This is a genomic window from Scytonema millei VB511283, from assembly GCF_000817735.3.
In the GTDB taxonomy this organism is placed as follows: Bacteria; Cyanobacteriota; Cyanobacteriia; order Cyanobacteriales; family Chroococcidiopsidaceae; genus Chroococcidiopsis; species Chroococcidiopsis millei_B.
The window spans coordinates 656460-681855 of the sequence record NZ_JTJC03000001.1 but is presented as its reverse complement, the minus strand read 5'-3'; the positions used below and the strand labels follow the sequence as shown (position 1 = coordinate 681855).

Below are 25396 nucleotides of genomic sequence, written 5' to 3'. Positions count from 1 at the left end.
TTAATCTAGATAGAGCAACTGAACCTGCACATTTGTATTTGGACCAGCAATTAAAACAGCTGCATCATTAAATTTAGGTGCGGCTGTACGAATTTCTGGATTTCTCGAAAATCCATATCCTTCAATTGGCATTCCTATATCGTTACGATTGAGCGTCCCATCTCCATTAGTATCGTGAATGATGGCAACAGCGTAATTTCCAGCTTTGAGATTCCTAAAATTTAATGTTAGGGGAACAGAAGTAATCTTATTACACTGACGCTGTACGACGTTTTTTCTATTATTGGGAAAACCTTGACTGCTGGCAAATAAACTGACGCAAGCCTGCCCTTCACGATTTCTAAAACCGTTAATTTCTACAGTTAAATTACCAGATAAATTATTAGCCTTTGCTCTACTATGAGAAATATCGAGCGAAATTCCAAGAGCTGTCAATAATAGACAAGCCTTCAATATTTGAACCTGCTGGTAGAATTTTATTTTCATTTGCGATCGCTTAATTTTAATATTTTTCATAAACATTGATATAATTTATTAAATTGCAGAAAACGATATTCAAGCTAATAGAGCTGAGCTTAAAATATATGATAGGTGAACTCTCTACAACTGTACCCGATTATATTGAGATACTGTCAAAAGTGGCAAGCGATCGTCGCCCTGCTGCTAAAGTGGTTGTTAGCGCCCTATTACAAGCGGAAAGAGCAGCCAAACAGCAACGCCTGGTATACCCCCTCGAATCTCTTCTAGGCGACTGGCGGCTTTACTTTACAGCACCACGTAACGCCAAACTGAAGAATGGTATAGCTCAAGGAAATGGCTTTTACATTCCTCAAATTGCGCCAGCGCAGATTTCTTTTCATGCAAGAGAATACCTAGAAATTAGCAATCAAATCCAATTCGGTTCGTTACTATTTAAGCTTACAGGTCCAGCGCGGTATTTAGGTAAGAAAAATTTACTTGCTTTTGACTTCACCCAGATGCAACTGTGTTTATTTAATCGTACAGTTTATCAGGGAAAATTTAATAGTGGTAAAAAATTGGGAAGTTTTGAAGAACAACCTATTTCTAAACTACCCTTTTTTGCCTTTTTCTTAGTCACTGAAGATTATATCGCGGCTCGCGGTCGTGGCGGCGGATTGGCTATTTGGGTTAAACAAGACTAAGCAAGTCAAAAGTTAAAAGTTAAAAGTCAAAACCTCTAATACTGATATTAGCTAAGTATTTTAACTGCATTCAATCGTGCAAGTTAAATATGTGACATGATGATGTATGGTCAGTAGCAACTTATGAGATAATTGTTCTAAGATCTAGTACAAATCCTAGCAAAATATCCTCTCCCGACAAGGTTGTAGGGTTTTCTACTACTTCTACATCCCGATTAGGACGATAAATTTCCACTCGCTGAGTTTTCCGAATAATTAACCAACCCAGCCTAGTACCATTGTCGATGTACTCCTGCATTTTTGCTTGAGTTTCTTTTAAAGAATCACTAGGAGAAAGTAACTCAACTACAAAATCGGGACATAAAGGAACGAATTTTTCTCGTTGTTCGGTGGTTAAAGCCTCCCAGCGTTCTAGTCTTACCCAGGCAGCATCAGGAGAGCGATTAGCTCCATTCGGAAGTTTAAAACCAGTGGAAGAGTCAAAACCTTTACCTAAATTACTCTGTTTGTTCCAAATTCCTAACTGTACGGTAACTTCAAAGTTACGGTTGCCTGTTTCTCCCCCAGTTGGCGGCATAATCAATATTTCCCCTTTGGCTGTGCGTTCAAATTGCAAGTCACGGTTGTGCTGACACAATTGGAAGAATTGCTCGTCTGTCAATTCCATGTGTAGTTTGAGGGGAGAGGGTAAAGTAAGTGCAGTCTCATTCATAAACTGCTCCTAAAAGGAGGATACTCTTTAATTTAGTATAGGCAAGAGTAAATTTGCTCTTTAATAAATGTAAATAAATTACGATCCAGCTTTACCAAGATAAATTTGCTTGGAATCTTTGGGAATATAAATCAAACCAAGGTCTTGTAGGCGATGTGTCAAATTAGAAATTGTGACACCAAGCTCATCTTTCATCGCATAAAGATGTTTCCATTTAGTTAAATCGCGTCCCCGCTTTACGTCTTCTATCTTAAATTGAGGCATTAACAAGCAACTAGCAAAATACTGTGCTTGCTTTTCAATTCCTTGCTGCGCGTTAACACTACGGCAGAGAAAAGGCTCAACAGCGGTTTCCACACCAGAATCTTGGAGTTCTACAAATTTAGAAATTGCATTTTTGTCAATGTGAAGTTCCCAATGTCCAATTTCGTGAGCAATTGAAGATTCTTCAAATCCTTTAGGCAAATTTAGACTACTTTCATTCATTATAATTTTACGTTCTGTAGGTAAAATCATAGCCGCGATCGCACCTTGTTCATCCGGTGCTATTTCGCCGCAATCCATATCCAAACCAAGAGATTCAGCCATGTGTCCCGCATCAAGCGGAAACTTTAAAGGACGTTTACGCTTTGCTTGCACGCGCTGAAGTACATCCAATGCTCGATGCTCGATTTCTTTTTTGGATATAGACTGATAAGGCTTGATAACCTTCAATTTAATTTCTCCTAATCTCGGTTGGTTGTATCTTTCAATAATTTCTGAGCAAATTCAGGCTCGTCTCGCATTCGGCGTAATAAGACAGGCATTTGTTTGTACTTTCTAACTAGTTCTTCAAAAACTTTTGTATCATCTGGTGTAATGCGACCAGCTAGATGTCTCAGTTCTGCTTCTGGTAAGTCCAAATGCAAAGATAGTTTATGAATCACATCTTCGCTAGGAGGATAGCCAGCATGGTCATTTTCTAGTTTCGATAGGTAAGTGTAATCTACCCCAATTAACTTGGCTAACTCACGCTGGCTAAATTCCCTTGCCTTACGAGCTTGACGAATAACTTTACCAAAACTTTGACTCATTTTTTTCTTCCCTTACATATATATCTTGACAAAGTTGATTAAAATGGTCAATATGGTCATAACAATCAATTTTTTTCAGTATACAGCATTTCAGGTATATAAAGGTGTGTCTCTTATTCACTGCAATATGAGGAGTTAAGCTATGCCAAAAATTTGGGAATTTGCTAGTTATAATTTGCTGTCTTTATTTTCGCCAGCAGTCGGTTTAGAGCATCTACACTGCGATATGAAAAGGGGTTTCACCAAAGCAAGAAAGTGGGAACCGCAAGTTACAGAACTACTACAAAGAGATAACATACATCAACGAATCGGTATTTTGGCACAAAGGGGAATTTATGAGTTTTATCAAACCTCTTTAATCGCATCTGAAAAAAATGCGATCGCTCAAATATCAGAAGTTTTGCAATTGAGTCAAGAAATAGATTCAGTTAGAACAAAAGTTATTGAAATTCTGGAAAATTATCAGAACAATCCGTTTCTAGCTGGTAAGGAAATTATTAAACTCAGTCGAGGCGATGAGGGGTTTCCAGAACCAATTGTAATCCAGCAAGGAAATAACACATTTAACCTATATGCCGCGATGGACTGCGTTTTACAAGAAGAAGATGGAACGCTTCATATAGTAGACTTTAAAACTGGAAAATCTGACTTCGATCGCCGACAAGCGTATATTTATTTACTAGCCGCTAGCTATATCTACCCGCAGCAAAAAGCTGTTGCTTCATTTTATAACCTAGAGAATTGTCAACAATCAGAGCGAATTACTGCCTCATCTAGCATACTCAAATCGTTTCAAATAGAATTATCTTCGCTTTCTCAACGACATCAAAAAGATTTATATCGCTATCGCCAGCAATTTGATGATTTCCATCGAATTTATCCACCTAATCCAGGCATAAGTTGCCGCTATTGTACTTTTAATTCTATTTGTAAATTTGCCATATCTGAGGCGGCTGCATGAATAATGTTGTTCAAGAATCTCTTCCAGTTGCTTCAACTCCAACTTTTCTAAGTGAAATTTCACTTATAGATATCGCTCCGAAAAATTCTATTTGTTTTCGATTAACTCCAGAGATCGACCGAAAAACGGGTAATAGCTTTAGTTGGCGATTCAGTCAAAAGTTTCCTGATGCAGTTGTTATTTGGCACAATAAATTTTTCTGGGTTTTAGCCAAACCTGCTCGACAAATGCCAAGTCAAGAACAGTGGCGAGAGAAACTGCTAGAAATTAGTGAAGAGTTAAAAAAAGAGATTGGCGATCGCACTTATGCAATACAATGGGTAAACCAGCCACAGATTTCACCGGAGATTCTTTCACAGTTAGCAGTAAGAGTTTTAAAAATAAATTGCCGTTTTTCATCTCCAGTTGTAGTATCAGTAAATCAAGTAGAAGTCAAAAGAGAAATTGATTTTTGGGCAGAAACGATTGAAATTCAAGCGCGGCTTCAGCCAGCTTTAACGATTACCGTCCATAGTAGTTTCGTCTACCAAAGGAATCTAGAAGAATTTTACAATAATCATCCCTATCGGCAGAATCTAGAGCAACTTTTAATTGGTTTAAAAGTGCGAGATATCGAACGTAATAGTTTTGCTACAATAACTGGCATTGTAGGTACTATCGCCGAACATAAAGAGAAATTGCTTGAGGATGCAACGGGTGCGATTAGCAAACAAGCATTGATAGAAGCGCCGAAAGAACAGCCAGTTGTTGCCGTACAGTTTGGTAAAAATCAACAACCTTTTTACTATGCAATGGCAGCTTTACGTCCTTGCGTAACAGCAGAGACTGCTAAGAAATTCGATGTAGATTATGGAAAATTACTGTCTGCAACTAAAATCCCCTATGTAGAACGAAAAGAATTCTTAGCTTTGTACAAAAAAGAAGCCGGACAAACTTTAGCTACTTATGGATTTCAACTAAAGATTAGTATAAATAGCCGCAGATATCCTGAATTATTCTTCTCTCCATCAGTTAAACTATCAGAAACAAAACTGGTGTTTGGAAAAAATCAGATTGGAGTTCAAAGTCAAATTTTATCTGGTTTATCCAAAGGTGGCGTGTATCGTCGTCATGAAGATTTTAGCGATTTATCAAGACCAATTCGTATTGCTGCATTGAAACTTTGCGATTATCCAGTAAATTCATTTCTGCAAGAAACACAACAAAGGCTCAAACGCTACGGCTTTGAAACCCTTCTGCCGATTGAAAACAAAAAGGCATTATTAGTAGATAATTTACCTGGAGTTGAAGCTAGAGCACAAGCTGAAGAAGCTGTCGATGAATTGATGGTAAATCATCCCGATATAGTTTTGACATTTTTACCAACTAGCGATCGCCACAGCGATAATACAGAAGGAGGTAGCCTATATTCTTGGATTTACTCGCGCTTGCTCAGACGCGGAATTGCCAGTCAAGTGATTTATGAAGATACTTTAAGAAGCGTCGAAGCTAAATATTTATTGAATCAGGTAATTCCAGGCATTTTAGCCAAGTTGGGGAACTTGCCTTTTGTGTTAGCTGAACCATTAGGAATTGCCGACTATTTCATCGGATTAGATATTTCCAGAAGCGCCAAGAAGAGAGGTTCTGGAACTATGAATGCTTGCGCTAGCGTGCGTCTATACGGTCGTAAAGGAGAATTTATTCGCTATCGATTAGAAGATGCTTTAATTGAAGGGGAAGAAATTCCCCAAAGAATTTTAGAAAGCTTTCTTCCCGCAGCTCAACTGAGAGGTAAAGTCGTACTAATTTACCGTGATGGACGCTTTTGTGGTGATGAAGTGCAACATTTAAAAGAACGAGCGAAAGCGATTGGTTCCGAATTTATTCTGGTCGAGTGTTATAAGTCTGGTATTCCTCGGCTCTACAACTGGGAAGCAGAAGTTATTAAAGCACCAACGCCAGGATTAGCACTGCGTTTATCGGCGCGGGAAGTTATTTTAGTCACGACAGAACTGAATTCGGCAAAAATCGGTTTGCCTCTACCTCTACGCTTGAGAATTCATGAAGCAGGACATCAGGTATCGTTAGAAAGTTTAGTAGAGGCGACTTTGAAACTTACCTTACTACATCATGGTTCGCTGAACGAGCCGCGCTTACCAATACCGCTTTTTGGCTCCGACCGCATGGCTTATCGACGGTTGCAAGGCATTTATCCAGGTTTGCTAGAAGGCGATCGCCAATTTTGGTTATAAGGCAAGATGGAAATAGGATGCGATCGCCTATAACTGTAAAGAAATATGAATGCTGAAGAACTGCTGAAACGCTATGCAGCAGGAGAAAGAGACTTTACTCAAGCTGACTTAGCCAACGTCAAGCTAATCAACGCTTACCTGGTAGGAGTCAACCTGTGGGGAGCCAACTTAGAAGGAGCAAATTTAGCCAAAGCGAAATTGTGGGGAGCCAACTTAACTGGCGCAAACCTGATTAACGCTAACCTGACGCGCACAAACCTCTGCGGTGCAAAACTAACTGAAGCAAATTTACGTAAAGCTAGACTCAACTATGCCAAACTGTACGGAGCTAACTTAAGTGGTGCTTGTTACGACAACAGCACCCGCTTTTCCCGTGGTTTCGATCCGAACAGTCAAAATATGCGTAAGGTATAACCGTTGAGAGATTGAGAATTGTTAACCGCTCTCTAGCATCGAAGAAGATAGTGTGTTTCCAAATTCTCTTCCATGCAAGCTTACGATGTTGTTATTATTGGTGCTGGTCACAACGGACTAGTCTGTGCGGCTTACTTACTTAAAGCAGGCTATAGCGTTTTGCTCTTAGAAAAACAACCGATTCCAGGGGGTGGAGCCACTACAGAAGAACTCATGCCCCAAGAAGCACCTGGATTCAAGTTTAACCCCTGTGCGATTAATCACCTATTTATTTTTCTCGGTTCGGTGATTCAGGAATTAGAACTAGAAAAATACGGTTTAGAATACTTAACTTGCGACCCCGTTGCCTTTTGTCCCCATCCCGACGGCAAATATTTTCTCGCCCATAAATCGGTAGAAAAGACTTGTGCAGAAATTGCCCGTTTTAGCCAACGCGATGCCGAAAAATATGCTGAATATGCAGACTTTTGGCTGCGCTTCGTGCGTGGTATCGCACCATTTTTTAACGCTCCACCCAAATCTTTAATTGATATCTCCGGTAACTACGACTTGAAAAACCTGCAACAGTTATTTTCAGTCCTGGGGGGTCCCAACGAAACTTTAGACCTTCTACGTACCCTATTTAGCAGCCCGGTAGATAATATTAACGAATATTTTGACGCTGAATTTGTCAAAGCACCCCTCGCCAGACTCTCAGCAGAATTAAGTTCGCCTCCCTCTCAAAAAGCCATGTCATTTGGAGCAATGATGGCTGTGTTGCGTCACGAACCAGGAATGGCGCGTCCGCGTGGTGGTACGGGAGCGCTAACCGAAGCATTAGTTAAGTTAGTCAAAACTTTAGGTGGCGTAATCCTTACAGAACAAAGTGTAGAACAAATTTTAGTCGATGGCGATCGCGCTGTGGGCGTGCGAGTTCGCGGTAGCAAAGAATATCGCGCCCATAAAGGTGTCATCTCTAGCATTGATGCCAAACGGCTATTTCTGCAACTAATGGATGCTAACGATATCGATAGCGCCGATCCTAACTTACGCGAGAGACTCGATCGTCGAATTGTCAATAACAACGAAACAATTCTCAAAATCGACTGCGCTTTATCCGAACCCCTGCGCTTTGAAAACCACGACCACCGAGACGAGTATCTCATGGGTTCGGTCTTAATTGCCGATTCCGTCAACCATGTAGAACAAGCCCATAGCGAAATTACTCTAGGCAAAATTCCCGATGCAGACCCTTCAATGTATGTAGTCATGCCCACAGGACTCGACCCTTCAATGGCTCCCCAAGGCAAACATACACTTTGGATTGAATTTTTTGCCCCCTATCAAATTGCTGGTGCAGAAGGTACAGGCTTAAAAGGTACGGGATGGACGGACGTGCTTAAACATAAAGTAGCCGATCGCGTCCTCGATAAGCTAGCCCAATATTCACCCAATCTCAAGCACTCAATTATTGCCCGCCACGTCGAAAGCCCAGCCGAATTAGCAGAACGTCTAGGAACCTATAAAGGCAACTACTACCACATAGACATGACCTTAGAACAAATGCTTTGCTTCCGTCCCCTACCAGAAATAGCTAACTATAAAACACCAATTCAGGGATTATATCTCACAGGAGCAGGAACCCATCCAGGCGGCTCCATCTCAGGAATGCCGGGACGCAACTGCGCCAGAATCTTCTTACACGAACAGCATCCCATCACTGAGACACTGAAAGATGCTAAAAACTCAGTTCAGTCAGCAGTCAAATCCCTGTTTACGGGTTGATTGCAGATGGTAATGGGTAGTTGGTAGTTGGTAGTTGGTAGTTGCTCCCTACGCTTCCCCGACTCCCGACTCCCAATTAAAACATGAAAAAGCGATCGCCTCACCAGCGATCGCTTATAAACAGGAGTACAAAATCAAATCACTTTAAAACACCCGTCGGCACAGTGGCGAGTTCGGGTTTATCGATCCGAGGAGCCAAGAAGCCGCTAGCATAGATGCGAGGATTGCTCTGAGCAATTTGGACGTAAGATTCGCGGATCTGAGCGTTAACCGCAACCGTCTTGACATCGTACATCTGCGTCGCCAGCTTGGGATATAACCCGATACCGATAATTAGCACCAGGAACGAGACAGCAATGAACACTTCACGCGGTCTAGCATCGCCAAATCTTGCCTCTCCAGGTAACACGCAGTCAGTCCCGAAACAAACTGCTTCCTGACTATCCTGGTAATCCGTCCGCAATTGAGTACTCGTTAAAACGCACGCGGGAGCTATACCAGAACCGTAGAATACCTGACGCAGCATCGAAAGTAAATAGACTGGAGTGAGCATCAGTCCCACAGCGGCTAAAAATACCGTCACCGTGCGGAAGGTTGAGCTGTAAATATCGCTGGTAGTCACACCTACAAAGACCGAGATCTCGCTGACAAAGCCGCTCATTCCAGGAAGTGCCAGCGATGCCATTGCCCCTATGGTAAACAAAGCGAAGACTTTAGGCATGACCTGAGCAATCCCGCCCATTTCTTCCATTGATAATGTATGAGTGCGATCGTATGTTACGCCTGCGAGGAAGAACAGAACTGCCGCAATCAAACCGTGAGACAGCATTTGCAGGAGTGCGCCGCTGATGCCAACATCCGTAAAAGAGGCAATACCTAGTAGTACGAATCCCATGTGAGAAATGGACGAATAGGCAAGACGGCGCTTCATGTTGGACTGAGCAAAAGAAGCCAACGCACCGTAAATAATATTAACCACGCCTACAGTTGCCAGCACTGGGGCAAAGTAAATGTGTGCGTGAGGTAACATTTCCAAATTCAAGCGAATCAACCCGTATCCGCCCATTTTCAACAGCACGCCCGCTAAAACCATTGATACGGGAGCAGATGCTTCACCGTGGGCATCAGGTAACCAGGTATGCATGGGAAAAATCGCTAGCTTCACGCCAAAAGCAATTAGCAATCCGGCGTAAATCGGCAATTCTAGCGCTAGCGGATAGTTTTTCACAGCCAGAGCTGCCATATCGAAGGTAGGGTTGCCACCGTAGAAACCCAACGCTAGCCCTGCAACGAGAATAAATATAGAAGCCAGTGCGGTATAGAGGAGAAACTTTGTCGCTGCGTAGCGTCGTTTCGGTCCACCCCAAATCGAGACGAGCAGGTAAACGGGGACTAGCTCGATCTCCCACATAATGAATAGCAGCAAGATATCTTGGGCGACAAACACCCCAATCTGGGCGGAATACAGCACCAGCATCAGGAAATAGAATAAGCGGGGCTTGCGATCGACTTGCCACGCCGCAAATATTGAAAGAGTCGTCACCAATCCTGCTAGCAGTACGAGCGGGACAGATAAACCATCAACTGAGACAGCCCAATTTATACCCAATTGGGGAACCCAGGCATACTTTTCCGCTAATTGAAAAGTTGCGATGCCTGCATCGTAGTGTTGCCAAAAAACGTAGCACATCAGAATCAAGTCCGCGATCGCCACGCCTAAGGCATACCACCGCACGCGCTTACCGTCTTTATCAGGCAGTACGGGGATAAGTAGGGAAGCTACAAGGGGTAGCAGGACAATCGCAGTTAGCCAGGGAAATTGTTCCGTCATCATGACGATAAGAATAAATACTTATTGCTTACAAATCATTTTACTAAACTTTGTAAAGGTTTATGAATAAATTTTTAACCCAGTCAACTATCTAAACAAGTCTATAGATGGAGGTAATTGAGAAAGGTAGTCATTAACGTGTGCAGCTCGAACAAGCGCGATCGCGTCAGATTAACCTGCTTTAAGATGAAAGCATGAATTTAAACCTTGCTGATGCCGTAACCATAGCAACAGCCGTGCGCGCGCAACAGGTAAGCGCAACAGAAGTGGCGATCGCCACCCTCGACAGAATTACCGCACGGAATCCAGCACTGAATTGTTTCACCACCGTTACAACTGAAACAGCTTTAGCAGATGCAGCGAAGATCGACAGGACGATCGCCTCTGGGCAAGATCCAGGCGTTCTAGCTGGCGTTCCCTTTGCGGTCAAAAATTTATTTGATATTGCTGGGATAACGACCCTAGCTGGCTCGAAAATCAATGCTGACAATCCTCCCGCTAGCCAAGATGCTACGGCGATCGCCAGACTGAAACAAGCCGGAGCAATTTTAGTTGGGGCGCTCAATATGGATGAATACGCCTACGGTTTTGTCACGGAAAATTCTCACTACGGTGCAACCCACAACCCCCATGATACAAATCGCATTGCAGGCGGTTCTTCTGGAGGCTCGGCGGCGGCGGTAGCTGGGGGAATGGTTCCCCTGACGCTGGGTTCCGATACCAACGGTTCTATTCGCGTCCCTGCGGCTTTATGCGGTGTCTACGGACTTAAACCCACGTATGGGAGATTGTCGCGGGCAGGAGCGTTTTTATTCGCTAGTAGTTTCGACCACATTGGCACGTTTACCCGTTCTGTACGAGATGCGGCGATCGCCTTTGACGTGCTGCAAGGATGGGACAGTCGCGATCCGGTTTGCACGCAACGCCCTCCTGAAGAAACACAAAATCTCGTATCTGCGGAAAATAACGGTAAGTCTGCATACAATATTGATGGGTTACGCATTGCCATTGCTGAAGATTATTTTCGGACAGGTGCAGAACCGGAAGCGTTAGCTGCGGTGGAACGAGTTGCCCAAGCTTTAGGTGCGACGCAATACGTCACCATCCCAGAAGCGCACCGTGCTAGGGCAGCGGCTTTTATAATTACAGCTTGTGAAGGGGCAAATTTGCATTTAACGAACTTGCGATCGCGTCTTGAAGACTTCGATCCGGCTACCCGCGATCGCTTTTTGGCTGGGGCGATGATTCCTGCGAGTTGGTATCTGCAAGCGCAGAGATTTAGAAGCTGGTTTCGCGATCGCGTCCGGGCAATTTTTCAACACGTCGATCTGATTCTAGCTCCTACAACACCCTGTGTTGCACCATTCATTGGGCAACAAACGATTCAGTTAGATGGACGGGAAATTTTAGTTCGTCCCCATTTAGGGTTGTTTACTCAGCCGCTATCTTTTATCGGTTTACCTGTATTATCCGTACCAGTTGCGCGCCCGGATGGTTTACCTTTGGGGGTACAATTGATTGCCGCACCTTACAATGAGGGGAAAATTTTACAGGTGGCTGCAATGTTGGAGGCTGAGGGTGCGATCGCTGCATCTATTGTTAATTGATACTAACTACCAATTCTATGCTCCAGCAAAATGAACAATTAAAAGGCTTCTCTAGCTTTCCTTCGCTACCAAACACTGCGTAATAAGGTCACGCAAAGACGCAAAAACGCAAAGTAGCTGCTCGGCAAATCAAAAGTTGTTTAAGAAAAAGAATTGCTGACAGCGTGAAATTTAAATACGAGTTTCTATCTATGTCTAAGCAAAGCGAATTGGCGACCAATAATCAGAAATTCATTCCAGTTATTGATTTACAAGCGTTTAGAAGTGGCGATCGCTCACAAAGACAAGCTGTTGTCGATCGCGTTTATCAAGCTTGTCATGAAATTGGATTTTTATATATCAAAAACCCCGGTATTTCTACTAATTTAATTCAACAATTATTCTTACATTCTCAGCAATTTTTCAATCTTTCGTCTGAAGCAAAAGCTCGAATAGCATGGTTAGATGAAACTCATAACAGTGGTTATGTAGGTATAGAAAGAGAACGTCTCGATCCGAGTCTGCCAGGAGATTTAAAAGAAGCTTTAAATTTAAATTTAAACTCTCTAACTCAAAATTTAGAATTTAGTGCTGAATTTTGCAATTGTGTATTAGATTTCTGGAAAGCTTGCGTACAAGTCACAGATACAGTTTTACAATCTTTTGCGTTGGCTTTACAACTTCCAGAAGACTTTTTTATTGCCAATCATCACGAGCAAGCTCATACTTTGAGATTACTACACTACCCGCCACTACAACAACCTCCAAAACGAGGACAAGTACGAGCGGGAGAACATTCTGATTATGGTAGTATTACTTTGTTATTTCAAGATGATATTGGTGGATTAGAAATACAAACCAAAGATGGAGTATGGATTGCAGCTTCAGCAATCCCTGAAACAATAATTATTAATACTGGAGATTTAATGCAACGATGGACGAATCACGTATTTTGTTCTACCAAACATCGGGTAGCGATTCCCTTAGATGAAAGAGTCAGGCGATCGCGTTATTCAATAGCTTTTTTCTGTCATCCTAATGATGATACTGAGGTTACTTGTCTTCCTGGTTGTTGTACGGATCGAGTAGCAATATATCCTTCTATTTCTGCCAAAGATTACTTGATTAGCCGCTTGCAAGCAACTTATTAATACCCGACAGCAGCACCATCACTTCTCGGATCGGCAGCACCGTATCTCATATTAGTTTCAGAGTCGATTAAAATCGCGCCAGCATGTCCCATCACATCTGTATAATCTTCTACAACTTTAACAGAGTGACCGCGATCGCTTAATTCTCGAACAATATCTGCTGAAACTCTGCCTTCAATTTTAAGTTCGTTGGTAGCAACTCCCCAAGTACGTCCTTGCAACCATCGCGGTGCTGAAATTGCATCTTCTACATTAAAACCAAAATCGACAATTCGAGTTGCGATCGCAGCTTGAGTTTGAGGTTGTCCTTCTCCTCCCATCGTACCGTAGACTAAATACGGTTTGCCGTTTTGAAATAACATGGCAGGGTTTAACGTGTGAAAAGTACGTTTTTTAGGTTGCAAACAATTTACATGTTGCGGATCTAAGGAGAAAAAACACCCTCGATTTTGTAATAAAATCCCCGTATCGCCTGCAACTATACCCGAACCAAATTCGTAGTAAATACTTTGAATTAAAGAGACAGCGTTACCATCTTTATCTACAACTCCCAGCCAAATTGTATCGCCTTTTGGATCGAGAGGTTGTACTTGGTTAGCGGCTTGCTGCAAGTTAATCTTTGCTGCAAGTTCTTTGCCGCGTTCTGAAGATAATAGCCAGTCTAAAGGAATATTTACAAAGTCAGGATCGCTCACATATTTATCGCGATCGCTAAATGCTTGTTTGGTTGCTTCTACAATCAAATGATAGTAGTCTGCCGTTCCTTCTCCAAATTTGCGTAAATCAAAATTATTTAAGATATTTAAAATCGATAAAGAGGCAATTCCTTGAGTGTTGGGCGGCAAGTTATAAGCGATATAATCGCGATAATTAACTGAAATTGGTTCTACCCAGTTAGCAGTATGTTCCGCAAAATCTTGCAGAGTTAAGATTCCTCCATTCTCCTGTAAATCTGCAACTATCTTTCTGGCGATTTCTCCTTGATAAAACTCGGCTGCGCCTTGAAAGGCGATCGCTGCTAAACTTTTAGCTAAGTCCGGTTGTTTAAATATTTCACCTGTTGGGTAAATTGTTCCATCAGACTTTAGATAGATTTGACGAAAATTAGAAAATTTTTGTAAATTAAAAAATTCTTCGTTGTTCTCATCAATACTTATTTGAGTCCAGCGTTCTTGATTTTGAGATATGGGAAAACCAGCTTCAGAAAACTTAATTGCAGAAGCAAAAAGTTGCTGCCAAGGCAAAGAATTATTTATGGTTACTTGAGCGTATTTATATGCTAAATCCCAGCCGGATACTGCTCCAGGTACGGTATTTGCAGCTAAATAACCTCTAAAAGGAATTCTGTCATAACCTTGAGACTGATAAAAATCAATTGTTGCCTTTTCTCCCGCTCGACCGCTAGCATTCAAGCCTTTTAATTCTCGCTCTTTGGCATTGTAAATTAACCAAAAATTATCACCGCCCAAACTATTCATATGGGGATAAACTACTGTTAGCGTAGCAGCAGCAGCGATCGCAGCATCTACGGCATTTCCCCCTTGCTGAAGTATCTCTAAACCCGCTTGGGAAGCCAGATAGTGAGGAGTTGTGACTATGCCGTTACTAGATGCAGTCATGGCACTAATTATTAGAATCTACATTCGGTTCCGAATTCTCCAGATTCGGACTCGGTGCGGTGTTATCGAGGCTGGGAAGCGGTTCGGGGGGAGGAGGGTTCAAAATCCTCTGCCACTCGCCGATCTGAGCTTGAGCGGCTCCGTAGGCACTGCTGCTGCGCGGAATTTTGCGGGCTATATCGATCCCTGCTTGCGGATTATACGTCCCTTGGTCTTGTGCTAATCGCAACAAGCGATCGCCCCAGTCATTAATTGCTGGATTCACGTCCAATCGTAAAGAATTGCTGTTAGGAACCCGATCCGCCAGCCGAATTGCTTGAGCCAACGCATCAGGGGTATTCTGCAAAGCAACTTGCTGGGCTTCGCGCCAATCCTGTTCCGCTTGAAGTTGAGTTTGCCATTCCTTGACTTCTGCCTGCGCGGTTTCATGTAGCGCCCGTCCCGCACCAATTTGTCCAGCAGCAGCGATCGCCGCTGGTAAATTGCCGTTATTTGCCAAGTCTCGCGCTTGGTCTAAGAAAGGCTGGTCTTCAATCGTTTGGATCTGGCGCGTCCAGTTGCGAATTCGCTTACGGGCTTCGCCATAAAGCGCGCGTCCTGCACTAATTTTACTCGCTTCATCAACTGCTGCTTGTAAAGCGACAACATCGCCCTCAACAACTAACTCGTCGGCACGGTTGAGGTAAGGTTGGTCTTCAAATGTTTGTATCCGTCGCCGCCAGCCGTCAATTTCTCGCTTGGCTTCAGCAGCACGGGGATTCGAGTCTGGAATCATCAAAGCTTCAGCGATCGCTGCATTTAAATCGGTAACTGCCCCTGGTTGAGCCAGATTACGCGCTTTGGCTAGATGCTGCACGTCTTCAATTTCTAGTTGCCAACGGGCGATCGTATCTTGGGCTTTATAGTAAAGAGGACGGTCTAGACCAATTTTTTGCGCTTCGGCAATTGCCGCTTCTATGCTAGAGACAGTGCCGACGAAAGCGCTCCGATGCGCCTCTGCGAGGACAATAAAGTCTTGAACTTCTGTTTCTAATTTGGCAACAGCGGGAATTTGACTGGCAACTTCAACAGCTTTGTCTACATCTCTTTTATCTAAAGTTTCCTGAGCCAAGTCGAGCATTTTGCGCCCGATCTCGGGAATCATTGCTTGAGCTTTCTGATAGAAATAGCTACCTGCTTCAATTGCTTGAATCTGCTGTATGGCAGCCAGAAAATCATCAGCTCTGCCTCGATTGACTAAGTTTTGAATTTTTCCCAATCTCCCGCCATCTTCTCTGGCGGTGGCGATCGCATATTTTAATTCTTCGTATTTCGTATTTGCCCAATAGTTGTTACCGACATTGAGCAAACGTACTGCTGCCATCGAAGCCCGATACCAGTTTTCTTTCGGAATCTGAGACTCAGCTTCAGCATAAATTTTTTCCGCTTCCGCCCAAATCGATTTCCATTTTTCAATTTGTGTTGGGACAGTGGTAGCTGTAGAGATATCTGACGGAATATCAGAGGCGATCGCGATCGCTTCCGATAGCTGTCCGGCTTGAAACTTTTCCTCCGCTAAGGCAAGCAAATCTTGCGACCACTCTGCTAGACCCCGTTCGATTTCTTGACTTAAAGGATGATTTTGTGGTAAAGGCTTTACTAAGGCGATCGCTGCCATTAAATCTGGTACAGTTCGTTTCGCCGCTGCGACTTGAGCGCAATGCAACCGCACCGTCCCTGAAGCCAGAGGCCAAAAAATTGCCGGACAATTAGGTGCAGATGGTAACTTAAATAACATCGTCATGGCGACGATCGCCACTCCATTAGCCCCCAACGCTGCCAGAGCTGCCCAAAGCATCCAGTTTTTCCACCACCGCTTGCGTCCGACACTAGGCGGCTCTCCCGATGGAGGTACGCTAGACCACAACTTACCGTCTGTAGCTGATGAAGGGGAAACGCTACCAGATTGTGACGAGTTCGATGGTGATTGTGGCATGACTTCTGAATTGTGCCTTTGCTGGGACAGGTATTGAGACAGATCGCGATCCGTTGGATATTGAGAAGCGGAGTCTACAGGATGTTGGATATGAGACCGATCGCTATTGTCCCCCTTTGCTGGCGGCTGACTCACAGACCAATCCTCTGGTATACTCCGATCGCTCATTGCTCGCACCCAATATCTTAAGTACTATGCTTGATTTTGCCTGCTAAGCACATTCATTGTCATCCTATATTGGTCATTTGTCATTTGTCATTCGTCATTGGTTGACGGTTGACGGTTGACAGTTATCAGTGAAGAAAGGTTGTGGGGTGTGGGGTATGTGAAGAGTGTGGGAGGACGCAAGGGAGAATTTTTTTCTCGTGTGCTCTCCCTTGTCCCCCTTATCCCCCTTATCCCCCTTGTCCCCCTGCTCGTGCGCTCCCTAAATTAAGACTCTGCCCGTAAATCCAAAATCAACTGCTCTAACTGATTGCTGCTGGCTTTGTAAACTTGTCCGCAAAAATGACATGTGGCTTCGGCTCCGTCATCTTTGGCGATCATGTCTTGCAATTCTGCCTCGCCTAGAATTTTCAGCGCTCCTAAAACGCGATCGAAAGAACAACCACAGTGAAAGCGCACTAACTGAGATTCGGGAAAAATCTCCAGATTCATATCTCCTAACAGTTGCTCGAAGATTTGCGGTAAGGTCTTTCCAGCTTGGAGCAAGGGCGTGAATCCTGCTAGCTGAGCAATTCTTGATTCTAATGTTTGTACCAAGGCTTCATCACGGGCTGCTTTGGGCAAAACTTGAATCAGCAATCCTCCCGCTGCTGTCACTCCTGTAGCGCCGACAAACACCCCTAGTACTAACGCTGACGGTGTTTGTTCTGACGTAGCTAGGTAGTGAGACAAGTCGTCGCCAATCTCTCCCGATATTAGCTCTACCGTGCTGGAGTAGGGATAGCCATAGCCAACATCGCGCACGACGTAGAGATAACCCTCTGAACCCACAGCACCGCCAACATCCAATTTACCGCGATCGTTTGGTGGTAGTTCGATCGCGGGATTGCCGACGTAACCTCTTACCGTACCGTCTAAACCTGCATCGACTAGAATCCCCTCTAACGGACCATTACCTTTGACCCGAATATTGACTCGCGAATCAGGGCGTTTCATGCTGGAAGCAAGTAACAACCCAGCAGACATAGTACGTCCTAGCGCTGCCGTCGCCACATAGGACAGTTCATGCCGTTTTCTTGCCTCTTCAGTCAGCTTGGTGGTGATAACGCCGACAGCGCGAATTCCCCCATCGGCGGCTGTGGCACGAATTAACCGATCTGCCATGAGAAAACCTTACAATTCTTTACGAATGCTACTCTATTTATTCTAGGTTGGCGATCCGGTAAAAGGCTGAGGGGTGAAGTACGGCTTTCCTGGCTGGCGATCGCCGGTTCGTCAAATTCAAGTAGAGTAGGCATTACCCACCCTACTACTCCCAGTCGCAATTCCGAATTCCGTCAGCCGAAGGCGAAGCGAAGCGTTATTCCGAATTCCGAATTCAAATAACACTTGGGGGAAAACTAAACATTTTGTTAAAATGCTGACAAAAGAGGAAGCAGGAGAATCTCCAACCATGACCCAAACGCCATCCAAAAAGCAAACTGTTATTGCTCCATCGATACTATCAGCAGATTTTAGCCGTCTGGGAGCTGAGATTAAAGCAGTTGACGAAGCTGGAGCTGACTGGATTCACGTTGATGTCATGGACGGTCGATTCGTGCCTAACATCACAATTGGTCCGCTGATTGTCGAAGCGATTCGCCCAGTGACCCAAAAACCTTTGGATGTCCACTTGATGATCGTGGAGCCAGAAAAGTACGTTGAAGATTTTGCCAAAGCCGGAGCTGATATTATCTCCGTCCATGCCGAGCATAATGCTTCCCCTCACCTCCACCGCACGCTCGGTCAAATTCGAGAATTAGGGAAACAAGCAGGGGTCGTCCTCAATCCTTCTACACCATTAGAACTGATCGAGTACGTGCTAGAACTTTGCGATTTAGTGCTAATCATGAGCGTTAACCCCGGCTTTGGCGGTCAAAGCTTTATTCCATCTGTCGTTCCCAAAATCCGCAAACTGCGCCAAATGTGTGACGATCGCGGTTTAGATCCTTGGATCGAGGTTGATGGCGGCTTAAAAGGTAGCAACACCTGGCAGGTGCTAGAAGCAGGCGCAAATGCGATCGTCGCTGGTTCGGCAGTGTTTAAAGCTAAAGATTATGCTGAGGCGATCGCAGGCATTCGTAACAGCAAGCGTCCCGCACCTGAGTTAGCAGCTGTGTAGAAACCGATAGCACTTCTCATCAAAAATTGCAATACATTTCACTCGTAGGGGCGTACAGTTGTGCGCCCCTGCCACTATATATACTTTTTGAAAGTGGCTATATCTAAATCAGTAATATATTCGGGATTGCCTGTTCTTAACTTTGTATTAATTCCACACTTGTAAGATCGAAATTGCTATTCACTGCTCGCGTTAGATCGAATTTATGAACGACCGATTAGAGCAAATCCTGATTCAACAACTTCATTTGATTACCAAGCTGCAAACCAAAACTGATGAAATTTTGAGCTGGAATACTTCGACAGAATCCGCAGAAGCTACAGCAGCTTATTTTCAAGCTTTGGAAAGCGCGGTTGATGGTTTAGAAAGTTTGTCTGAAGTTTACGAATATTTTGAAGATTGGAACTTAGCAGAAGACGAAGTTGAAGAAATTATTTCACCCTAATTTGTCAAAGTTCCGGCAAAAGTTGGTTTAGGTTAGTGGCTCGATGCAGATAGGTGTTTGTGAATCAATTTCACGACTGCATCAGCTTGCACGGGTTTGTCCAGACAGTCGGATGCACCTACGACCATCGCCCGCACGCGATCGATCAAATTACCGCTGAGAATGACGATCGGCGTGTCGCGGAACGCATTGATCTTGCGGATGCGCGTGCAAATTTCATAACCATTCAGTTTTGGCATGACGAGATCTAAAAAGATCATGTCTGGTTTTTGACTTAACAAAGTCGCGAGTGCTCGCAAGGGATCTTGAATGTCTAAAAACTGATAGCCCGCATCTGTAATAATGTTTCGCATTACCTCGCAGACCAAGGGACTATCATCAATACACGCGATCGTCGGTTTCAGTGCTATCGGTGTCACTGGTGGTTCTAATACAATCTCTTCAGCCGTAGGCATAGGCAGATCGGGAATGTCTGCCAGTTCCACCATATCGTCCTGAAGGTAGGGTAATAAAGTGTAGGATAATTCTAAAACTTGACGCTTCATGAGTACGGCTAAATCGCGTAGCGTCCGCCTTCCATCCAGCAGTGCAGTCAATTGACGGTAAGTTGTAGCAGAGGTCTTTTGTTGCAGTGATTCTGGCTGTTTGAGTGTTGGTGCTTTATTGGGAGAAATATGCCCCAAATTGGCGTGCTGCCAGCTGTGCAACTGTTGGTAAGCGATCGCTAGGGCTTGTTCGACATCAACTAATAACAATTGCCATCCGAGAGGATTGCCGACCTGAACTTGGTACTTGACGACTTGTCCAGTCTGTAGAATGTCAAAGAGTACTTCCGTAATGCTACTGCGTAAGATCTGCGTCACCTGCTTAGAGCTAATCTGTTGTTGCTTGAGCCACAAACCCAACACCTGATACTCCCATGCTGAGCCAGCTAGCTCGGTTGGTAACTTCATCTGCTTGAGTGAAATTTGCGGACAGTACGTGACTATATGTCTCTGCCATCTACGGATGGGATGCACCCCACCAGTGGCATATAAAACTCGACCGGAGTACAGATAAAAAATCCACTCATGTCCTGAGGTACAGGTGACAGATAGTCTGCCAGTCACTTGAGCTGACTTGAGCGAAAGAAACTCGGCAACAAAAATATTTGCGTTGTCGCGATCGCCATGATGTTCGTCGTGGGATAGTTCCGGTTGGCGTATCGCTGTTTGCTTTTTTAACCGCGCGGCGATCGCCCCTAGTAAATCTTTTTTTGAGAACGGTTTCGTGAGGTAATCATCAGCACCTAATTCCATCCCTTGGCGCAAATGAGTTTTATCTACTTTGGCTGAGAGAAAAATGAAAGGCATCAGCGCTGTAGTTGGTTCTTCGCGCAGCAACTTCAACACTTCATAGCCGTCTAATTCCGGCATCATCACATCGCACAAAATCAGATCGGGTTTATGTTCCCAAGCCCAGGTAATACCAACGTGACCGTTCTCTGCTGCAACGATTTCGTATCCCTCCGTTGCTAATAGCTCGGTAATATTTTCTCTAACTGCCTGCTCGTCTTCGATGACCAGAATCTTTGTCATTTTGCTCTACCTGCGGATCTCATGCCAGTCTCAGTTATCAGTTATCAGTTATCAGTTATCAGTTATCAGTTATCAGTGAAGAAAGGGTGTGGGGTGTGGGGTGTAGTAAGTCATTAATTGCAACTTACGACTTACGACTTACGACTTACAACTTTTCTCTTCAGCTTCCTACAGAAATGTATTTGCTAATCATTTGCAATAACTTTTCTGTTTGTACAGGTTTTTCTAGGTAATCCGAGACTCCCGCTACTTGCGCTTGGGCGCGGTCGATCGCATTACCACTAAGAATGACAATCGGTGTATCGCGGAAAGCTGCAATTTTACGCAGTCGCGAACTAATTTCGTATCCGTTCAAGTTGGGCATAACCAGATCTAAGAAAATTAAATCTGGCTTGCGCGTCAATAAAGTTGAGATTGCTCGTAGAGGATCTTGAATTGTTAACACCTGATAGCCTGCATTGGACAGCATTTGATCCATAGTTTGGCAGACGAGAGGGCTGTCATCGATACAAGCAATCAGGAGTGATTTGGCTGCTGTTGATGTGGCAGGTGCAGCTGATGTCGGTGGTGTTGCAGGTTGGGCGGCGGCTGCGTGCGGTATTGGTAAGTCAGGGAGCTGGACTAGTTCGACAATCTTGGATTGGAAGTAGGGTAAGAGAGACACAGCAACTTCAGCAGCTTGACGCTTCATCAAGACTGCGAGTTCGCGCAGCGATCGCTTGCCATCGAGTACTGCTGTCAGTTGACGGTAGACAGCTGGTGAAGTTTGTTGTTGCAATGCTTCCGGCTGTTTGACTAGAGGGGCATAGTTGGGTAGAAGCGAAGTTAGATTGCTCGATTGCCAAGCTTGCCATAGTTTTTGGGCTGGGGTGAAGACTTGCTCCCACTCTAAAGCAAGAAGTTGTAAAGGCAAGGCTTGTTCTGATTTTTGATAATTGACTTGCCCTGTCTGCATCATGTCAAATAGGACTTCCACAACACAATCGCGCACTATTGGGGCAATATGTTCGCGACCGATTTGTTGTTGTTTGAGTAATAAGCCGAGTAATTGATATTCCCAAGCAGGTCTAGTAAAAAGCTCGGCTGGTAAATTTAATTGAGTCAGTTGAATTTGGGGGCAGTAAGTCGAGACATGCCGCTGCCAGCGCCGCGCTAAATGCATTCCTCCTGTAGCGTACAACAAGCGCCCTTGATGCAAGTAAAAGTCCCAAGACTGAGCCGTGGCGCTTTTAACATTTAATTTGCCAGTAAATTGAGCTGATTGGAGTGCTGCTAGTTCCTTAGCGAATGCGTTGAAATCTTGGTATTGAGCTGGTGCAGGCGTGGAAGGAGGGTTAATTGTGGGTTGAGGTTCGAGCGAAATGCGATCGCTATTGAATAGAGAAGCCTGCAAAAGTTCTGCATATTGGACGATCGCATCCCGTCTTTTCAACCGCGCCGCCACCGTATCTAATAGTTCGTCAGGAGTGAAGGGTTTTGTAATGTAATCGTCGGCTCCCAAGTTCATGCCATGACGGATCTCCGCTTTTTCCACCTTGGCAGAGAGAAAAACAAACGGTAGCAGTGCCGTGGTTGGTTCTTGACGGAGCGATCGCAATACCTCGTACCCGTCTAACTCCGGCAGCATCACATCGCACAAAATCAAATCGGGTTTGTGTTCGCTTGCCCAGTCTAGACCAACTTGACCGTTATCAACTCCAACAACCTCATAGCCTCCATCTTCCAAACAGTCTAGGATGTTGTCTCTAACTAAACGCTCGTCTTCTATCACTAAGATCTTTTTCATGGGTCATCCCTAAATCGTCTAAATTCAACTAATTTCTATTTGGCTCATTGTCAATAGCGGCAAACGAGCATTTTTATATAAATGACTGTTTCCATAAAACTTAAATTTGGTTTTGAGAGTGTTTCGTACTTCAGGTTTAGTTTGCCCAGTTTGGCATCGATACTTACTATTGGCAGCAAGAAGTCGATAAAATATAGATAACTCAATCGGTGAACGACAAAAACATGCCTCCTCGTTGGCCCCGTAAACCAGACCGCCGCGATCCTGCCTATCGACGTTTAGACGATCGCATGAACTTTGCTACCCACGTAGCGATTTTCGCTGCCATAAATTCCGGTCTGTGGTTCTTCCACATTCTCAAAACCACAACTTGGGAGTGGTTGCCTTGGTTAACAGGGGGATGGGCAACTGTATTATTAGGACATTTAATTTACATTGCCGCGATCGCTAACTATTCTGAATCAACTACGCCAGATACACCGCCCAAATCTACCTAGAGAGTCAGTTATCAGTTGTCAGTTATCAGCTATTAGTGAAGAGTGGTAATGGGTAATTGGTGAGTGAGGCAAAGAGGCTTTCTGGCAACAAGCTTTTGAATTGCGACTTATCCATTCCCCTTTTCAAATAGAAGGAAGTTCAGTTTTATGGCTAAACAAAGTACTTCAGAAGTTATTGAAGCGATCGCAGCAGAAATCGGCGAAAACGTATATATAGACATCGCCAAATGGCATCTTTATCTTGCCGATGCCAAACTTCATACCCTACTTGCCGAACAACTCTACCCCATTTTGACGGCGCGATCGCTCTCAGAAGATCGAGTCCAGCAAGTTTTACAGAATATCCCTGTCAAACTTGGGGGTGGGAAAAAAGAAATCCCCCTAATTGACTTGATACCAGCCCGAGGTCAAACTGACTTGATGGAGATTTTGCAGAAATACCAAAACGATATGTAAGGGTAATGGGTAATGGGTAATTGGTTGACAGTTGCTCTTTCTCCCTCAGCTCCCCCAGCCTCCCCAGCTCTCTTTCCCGACTTCCTACTCCCGACTCCCGACTCCCCTCTTAGTTAGTCGAGCCACTAAAAAATCGATTTCTGGCAATTTCATTCGAGTGGCGATGAGGGCAAAAATTCCGATGCCTACTAACCCAGAAGCGATCGTTTGCAGCAGTAGTAAAACTAATCCCTGACTGCCGAAGACATGTTGCAAACTCCAAAGAGTCCCCCAGCTAGCGACTCCTGCGGTAAAACCACTGGCAATTAAACCTAAAATGGGTAAACTCCATTGCCGCAATGGTAAACCGTGGAGTTTCCGATGCAAGATGCCCAAAAACAGCAGCGTCGAGATCGTATTGACTCCTACCGTTGCCAGTGTAATTCCAGGCGCACCAAAAGGTTTGATGAGGATAAAATCTAGCAGGGCGTTAAGGAAGATATTTAACAAACCAACGCGGAAGGGCGTTTCTCCATCTCCCAAGGCGTAAAATACTCGTACCAAGACATCGCGCCCTAAGTAGACAAACATACCAATGCCGTAGGCAACTAAAATTGAAGCTACGAGCTGCGAATCGTCTTGTTGAAAGGCTCCGCGTTCGTAAACAATGCGGACGATTGGCATCGCTAGAGCCGCAAACAAAGCTCCCAAAGGCAGCATCGTGAGAGCCGTCAGAACCAATCCCTGGCGCAGTCGCGATTTCAGATTGTGCCACTCCAACGGATCGGCAAGACGAGAGAGAATTGTAAATAAGGGGAGCAAAATAACATTGGAAATGATGCCAAGGGGAGTCTGAACGATCAAGTTAGCGTAGTTGAAAGCAGCAGCAGCCCCAGGAATGCCGGAAGCAAAGAAATAATCAGTGAACAGATTAATTTGTAGCATTCCTGAAGCAAAAACAGCCGGAGCCATTAACTTAACTGCTTGCTGCACGGCAGGAGAGCGAAAATCGAACCGCAGCCGCAGCGTACCGAGTCGTAACCGCCACTGCACGATCAGTTGTACGATCCACTGTAATAATGCCCCTGCTAGCGTTCCCCAGGCTAAAACTTGCCCGCCGATCGCCACGTAAGCAGGAGAAATAATTTGGCTTCCCAAGGACAAGTATAAGATTCCCAGCCCTAAAATAATCGTGATGCTAGAAAGTACGGGACTGAGAGACAGTAACCAGTATTGATTGGCAGTATTGAGCGTGCCAAAACCAATCCCAATTAATCCCGATAGTAAAATCATCGGCGACATAATTCGCAATTGCTCGGCGGCGATCGCGTGGGCTGTCTGGCTCAATTGCGGACCCACCAAATAAATTAATCCATCTGCCGATAAGAACAGGGCGATGGATACGAGCAACAACACTCCGCTCACTAAAGTTGTGATGCTTTCCACTAGGGGAGCAGCTTCCTGTTTGCTACGCTTTTCTAAGATGCTGACAATCGTGGTGTGGATCGGTCCATTCACGCCTCCCAGCAAGATTAAAAAGAAACTAGGAATGATATAGGCATAGTTGTAGGCATTAGCAGCTATACCCGTACCGAAAGCCGCCGCGATCGCCTGTTGGCGAAACAAGGCAACTAATTTACTCAGCAGGGTGGCGATCGCCACAATCCCCGCAATTCCAGCTAAAGTTCGAGATTTCTGTTGATTAGACACAAAAAATAGGGAGCAGGGAGCAGGGAGCAGGGAGCAGGGGAAGAGAGCTGAGGGAGCGATCGGGAGCTGAGGGAGCTGAGGGGCAGAGGGGCAGAGGAGCAGAGGAGAAATACAAAATTCCCTACACCCGACACCCC

23 protein-coding genes are annotated in these 25396 nt (G+C 44.5%); 11 read left to right on the top strand and 12 right to left on the bottom strand.

Annotated elements, in window-relative coordinates:
• Positions 1–516 carry a DUF2141 domain-containing protein gene (locus QH73_RS03085; protein WP_236146874.1) on the bottom strand — a complete coding sequence of 172 codons (516 nt, stop codon included), beginning with the start codon at positions 514–516 and terminating at the stop codon, positions 1–3.
• A 68-nt stretch (positions 517–584) separates the two neighbouring features.
• Here QH73_RS03085 and QH73_RS03080 point away from each other — a divergent pair, with 68 nt between their 5' ends.
• Entirely contained in the window at positions 585–1163 is a 579-nt protein-coding gene (locus QH73_RS03080) for a hypothetical protein (protein WP_039715184.1), read from the top strand.
• A gap of 121 nt (positions 1164–1284) precedes the next feature.
• Here QH73_RS03080 and QH73_RS03075 read toward each other — a convergent pair whose 3' ends face one another.
• From QH73_RS03075 to QH73_RS03065, 3 genes are all read right to left on the bottom strand, one after another.
• Positions 1285–1875: a Uma2 family endonuclease gene (locus tag QH73_RS03075; protein WP_039715183.1), complete on the bottom strand. Its 591-nt coding sequence runs from the start codon at positions 1873–1875 to the stop codon at positions 1285–1287.
• Between the two features lie 78 nt (positions 1876–1953).
• Complete coding sequence (locus QH73_RS03070) at positions 1954–2589, bottom strand: ImmA/IrrE family metallo-endopeptidase (protein WP_039715182.1); 636 nt, start codon at positions 2587–2589, stop codon at positions 1954–1956.
• An 11-nt stretch (positions 2590–2600) separates the two neighbouring features.
• Positions 2601–2948, bottom strand: a complete 348-nt coding sequence (locus QH73_RS03065) for a helix-turn-helix domain-containing protein (protein ID WP_039715181.1) — start codon at positions 2946–2948, stop codon at positions 2601–2603.
• A gap of 142 nt (positions 2949–3090) precedes the next feature.
• On the opposite strand from QH73_RS03065, the gene QH73_RS03060 reads away from it, so the two are divergent.
• From QH73_RS03060 to crtO, 4 genes are all read left to right on the top strand, one after another.
• Positions 3091–3909, top strand: coding sequence for a PD-(D/E)XK nuclease family protein (locus QH73_RS03060; RefSeq protein ID WP_039715180.1), 819 nt, complete (start codon positions 3091–3093; stop codon positions 3907–3909).
• Entirely contained in the window at positions 3906–6143 is a 2238-nt protein-coding gene (locus QH73_RS03055) for a Piwi domain-containing protein (protein ID WP_039715179.1), read from the top strand. The genes QH73_RS03060 and QH73_RS03055 overlap by 4 nt, the downstream gene beginning before the upstream one ends.
• A gap of 45 nt (positions 6144–6188) precedes the next feature.
• Complete coding sequence (locus QH73_RS03050; protein WP_039715178.1) at positions 6189–6557, top strand: pentapeptide repeat-containing protein; 369 nt, start codon at positions 6189–6191, stop codon at positions 6555–6557.
• Between the two features lie 72 nt (positions 6558–6629).
• Complete coding sequence (crtO, locus tag QH73_RS03045) at positions 6630–8321, top strand: beta-carotene ketolase CrtO (RefSeq protein ID WP_039715177.1); 1692 nt, start codon at positions 6630–6632, stop codon at positions 8319–8321.
• Between the two features lie 139 nt (positions 8322–8460).
• Here the strand turns inward: crtO and QH73_RS03040 are convergent, their stop codons facing one another.
• Positions 8461–10155, bottom strand: a complete 1695-nt coding sequence (locus QH73_RS03040) for an NAD(P)H-quinone oxidoreductase subunit 4 (protein ID WP_039715176.1) — start codon at positions 10153–10155, stop codon at positions 8461–8463.
• Between the two features lie 191 nt (positions 10156–10346).
• Here QH73_RS03040 and QH73_RS03035 point away from each other — a divergent pair, with 191 nt between their 5' ends.
• Together QH73_RS03035 and QH73_RS03030 are read left to right on the top strand one after the other, a co-directional pair.
• Positions 10347–11759, top strand: a complete 1413-nt coding sequence (locus tag QH73_RS03035) for an AtzE family amidohydrolase (protein ID WP_039715175.1) — start codon at positions 10347–10349, stop codon at positions 11757–11759.
• 191 nt (positions 11760–11950) lie between these two features.
• Positions 11951–12889 carry an isopenicillin N synthase family dioxygenase gene (locus QH73_RS03030; protein WP_052289981.1) on the top strand — a complete coding sequence of 313 codons (939 nt, stop codon included), beginning with the start codon at positions 11951–11953 and terminating at the stop codon, positions 12887–12889.
• Here the strand turns inward: QH73_RS03030 and ggt are convergent.
• The 4 genes from ggt to QH73_RS03010 form a co-directional block, all read right to left on the bottom strand.
• Entirely contained in the window at positions 12886–14508 is a 1623-nt protein-coding gene (gene ggt / locus QH73_RS03025) for a gamma-glutamyltransferase (RefSeq protein WP_132866532.1), read from the bottom strand. The two genes, QH73_RS03030 and ggt, sit on opposite strands and share 4 nt — an antisense overlap.
• A 4-nt stretch (positions 14509–14512) precedes the next feature.
• On the bottom strand, positions 14513–16618 hold the full coding sequence (locus tag QH73_RS03020) for a chromosome segregation ATPase (protein WP_309476438.1): 2106 nt from the start codon (positions 16616–16618) through the stop codon (positions 14513–14515).
• Between the two features lie 297 nt (positions 16619–16915).
• Positions 16916–17812 (bottom strand): Hsp33 family molecular chaperone HslO, encoded by an 897-nt coding sequence (gene hslO, locus QH73_RS03015; RefSeq protein WP_039715173.1) that lies wholly within the window; start codon positions 17810–17812, stop codon positions 16916–16918.
• The gene (locus QH73_RS03010; RefSeq protein ID WP_165587609.1) at positions 17797–17946 is read right to left on the bottom strand and encodes a hypothetical protein; all 150 of its coding nucleotides are present in this window, start codon (positions 17944–17946) and stop codon (positions 17797–17799) included. Before QH73_RS03010 ends, hslO begins: the two co-directional genes overlap by 16 nt.
• A 155-nt stretch (positions 17947–18101) precedes the next feature.
• On the opposite strand from QH73_RS03010, the gene rpe reads away from it, so the two are divergent.
• Entirely contained in the window at positions 18102–18809 is a 708-nt protein-coding gene (rpe, locus tag QH73_RS03005) for a ribulose-phosphate 3-epimerase (RefSeq protein WP_039717356.1), read from the top strand.
• Between the two features lie 205 nt (positions 18810–19014).
• Complete coding sequence (locus QH73_RS03000; protein WP_039715172.1) at positions 19015–19254, top strand: hypothetical protein; 240 nt, start codon at positions 19015–19017, stop codon at positions 19252–19254.
• A gap of 32 nt (positions 19255–19286) precedes the next feature.
• Here the strand turns inward: QH73_RS03000 and QH73_RS02995 are convergent, their stop codons facing one another.
• Positions 19287–20831 (bottom strand): response regulator transcription factor, encoded by a 1545-nt coding sequence (locus QH73_RS02995; RefSeq protein WP_039715171.1) that lies wholly within the window; start codon positions 20829–20831, stop codon positions 19287–19289.
• Positions 20832–20991: 160 nt separating this feature from the next.
• Positions 20992–22617, bottom strand: coding sequence for a response regulator transcription factor (locus tag QH73_RS02990; protein ID WP_039715170.1), 1626 nt, complete (start codon positions 22615–22617; stop codon positions 20992–20994).
• Between the two features lie 224 nt (positions 22618–22841).
• On the opposite strand from QH73_RS02990, the gene QH73_RS02985 reads away from it, so the two are divergent.
• Both QH73_RS02985 and QH73_RS02980 read left to right on the top strand, forming a co-directional pair.
• Complete coding sequence (locus QH73_RS02985) at positions 22842–23114, top strand: 2TM domain-containing protein (RefSeq protein WP_039715169.1); 273 nt, start codon at positions 22842–22844, stop codon at positions 23112–23114.
• A gap of 147 nt (positions 23115–23261) precedes the next feature.
• Positions 23262–23570: a DUF3181 family protein gene (locus QH73_RS02980; RefSeq protein ID WP_039715168.1), complete on the top strand. Its 309-nt coding sequence runs from the start codon at positions 23262–23264 to the stop codon at positions 23568–23570.
• Positions 23571–23654: 84 nt separating this feature from the next.
• On the opposite strand, the gene murJ is transcribed toward QH73_RS02980, so the two are convergent.
• Entirely contained in the window at positions 23655–25259 is a 1605-nt protein-coding gene (gene murJ / locus QH73_RS02975) for a murein biosynthesis integral membrane protein MurJ (protein WP_039715167.1), read from the bottom strand.
• Positions 25260–25396: the final 137 nt, after the last annotated feature.

Excerpts from the sequence above, each read along its gene's own strand:
- QH73_RS02985 (WP_039715169.1), top strand. The coding sequence starts at position 22,842 with ATGCCTCCTCGTTGGCCCCGTAAACCAGACCGCCGCGATCCTGCCTAT.
- QH73_RS02995 (WP_039715171.1), bottom strand. The coding sequence starts at position 20,831 with ATGACAAAGATTCTGGTCATCGAAGACGAGCAGGCAGTTAGAGAAAAT.
- QH73_RS03040 (WP_039715176.1), bottom strand. The coding sequence starts at position 10,155 with ATGATGACGGAACAATTTCCCTGGCTAACTGCGATTGTCCTGCTACCC.
- QH73_RS03085 (WP_236146874.1), bottom strand. The coding sequence starts at position 516 with ATGAAAAATATTAAAATTAAGCGATCGCAAATGAAAATAAAATTCTAC.
- QH73_RS03030 (WP_052289981.1), top strand. The coding sequence starts at position 11,951 with ATGTCTAAGCAAAGCGAATTGGCGACCAATAATCAGAAATTCATTCCA.
- QH73_RS03060 (WP_039715180.1), top strand. The coding sequence starts at position 3,091 with ATGCCAAAAATTTGGGAATTTGCTAGTTATAATTTGCTGTCTTTATTT.
- ggt (WP_132866532.1), bottom strand. The coding sequence starts at position 14,508 with ATGACTGCATCTAGTAACGGCATAGTCACAACTCCTCACTATCTGGCT.
- rpe (WP_039717356.1), top strand. The coding sequence starts at position 18,102 with ATGACCCAAACGCCATCCAAAAAGCAAACTGTTATTGCTCCATCGATA.
- QH73_RS02980 (WP_039715168.1), top strand. The coding sequence starts at position 23,262 with ATGGCTAAACAAAGTACTTCAGAAGTTATTGAAGCGATCGCAGCAGAA.
- QH73_RS03055 (WP_039715179.1), top strand. The coding sequence starts at position 3,906 with ATGAATAATGTTGTTCAAGAATCTCTTCCAGTTGCTTCAACTCCAACT.
- QH73_RS02990 (WP_039715170.1), bottom strand. The coding sequence starts at position 22,617 with ATGAAAAAGATCTTAGTGATAGAAGACGAGCGTTTAGTTAGAGACAAC.
- hslO (WP_039715173.1), bottom strand. The coding sequence starts at position 17,812 with ATGGCAGATCGGTTAATTCGTGCCACAGCCGCCGATGGGGGAATTCGC.
- crtO (WP_039715177.1), top strand. The coding sequence starts at position 6,630 with ATGCAAGCTTACGATGTTGTTATTATTGGTGCTGGTCACAACGGACTA.
- QH73_RS03035 (WP_039715175.1), top strand. The coding sequence starts at position 10,347 with ATGAATTTAAACCTTGCTGATGCCGTAACCATAGCAACAGCCGTGCGC.
- QH73_RS03080 (WP_039715184.1), top strand. The coding sequence starts at position 585 with ATGATAGGTGAACTCTCTACAACTGTACCCGATTATATTGAGATACTG.
- QH73_RS03065 (WP_039715181.1), bottom strand. The coding sequence starts at position 2,948 with ATGAGTCAAAGTTTTGGTAAAGTTATTCGTCAAGCTCGTAAGGCAAGG.
- QH73_RS03050 (WP_039715178.1), top strand. The coding sequence starts at position 6,189 with ATGAATGCTGAAGAACTGCTGAAACGCTATGCAGCAGGAGAAAGAGAC.
- QH73_RS03075 (WP_039715183.1), bottom strand. The coding sequence starts at position 1,875 with ATGAATGAGACTGCACTTACTTTACCCTCTCCCCTCAAACTACACATG.
- QH73_RS03000 (WP_039715172.1), top strand. The coding sequence starts at position 19,015 with ATGAACGACCGATTAGAGCAAATCCTGATTCAACAACTTCATTTGATT.
- QH73_RS03010 (WP_165587609.1), bottom strand. The coding sequence starts at position 17,946 with ATGCCTACTCTACTTGAATTTGACGAACCGGCGATCGCCAGCCAGGAA.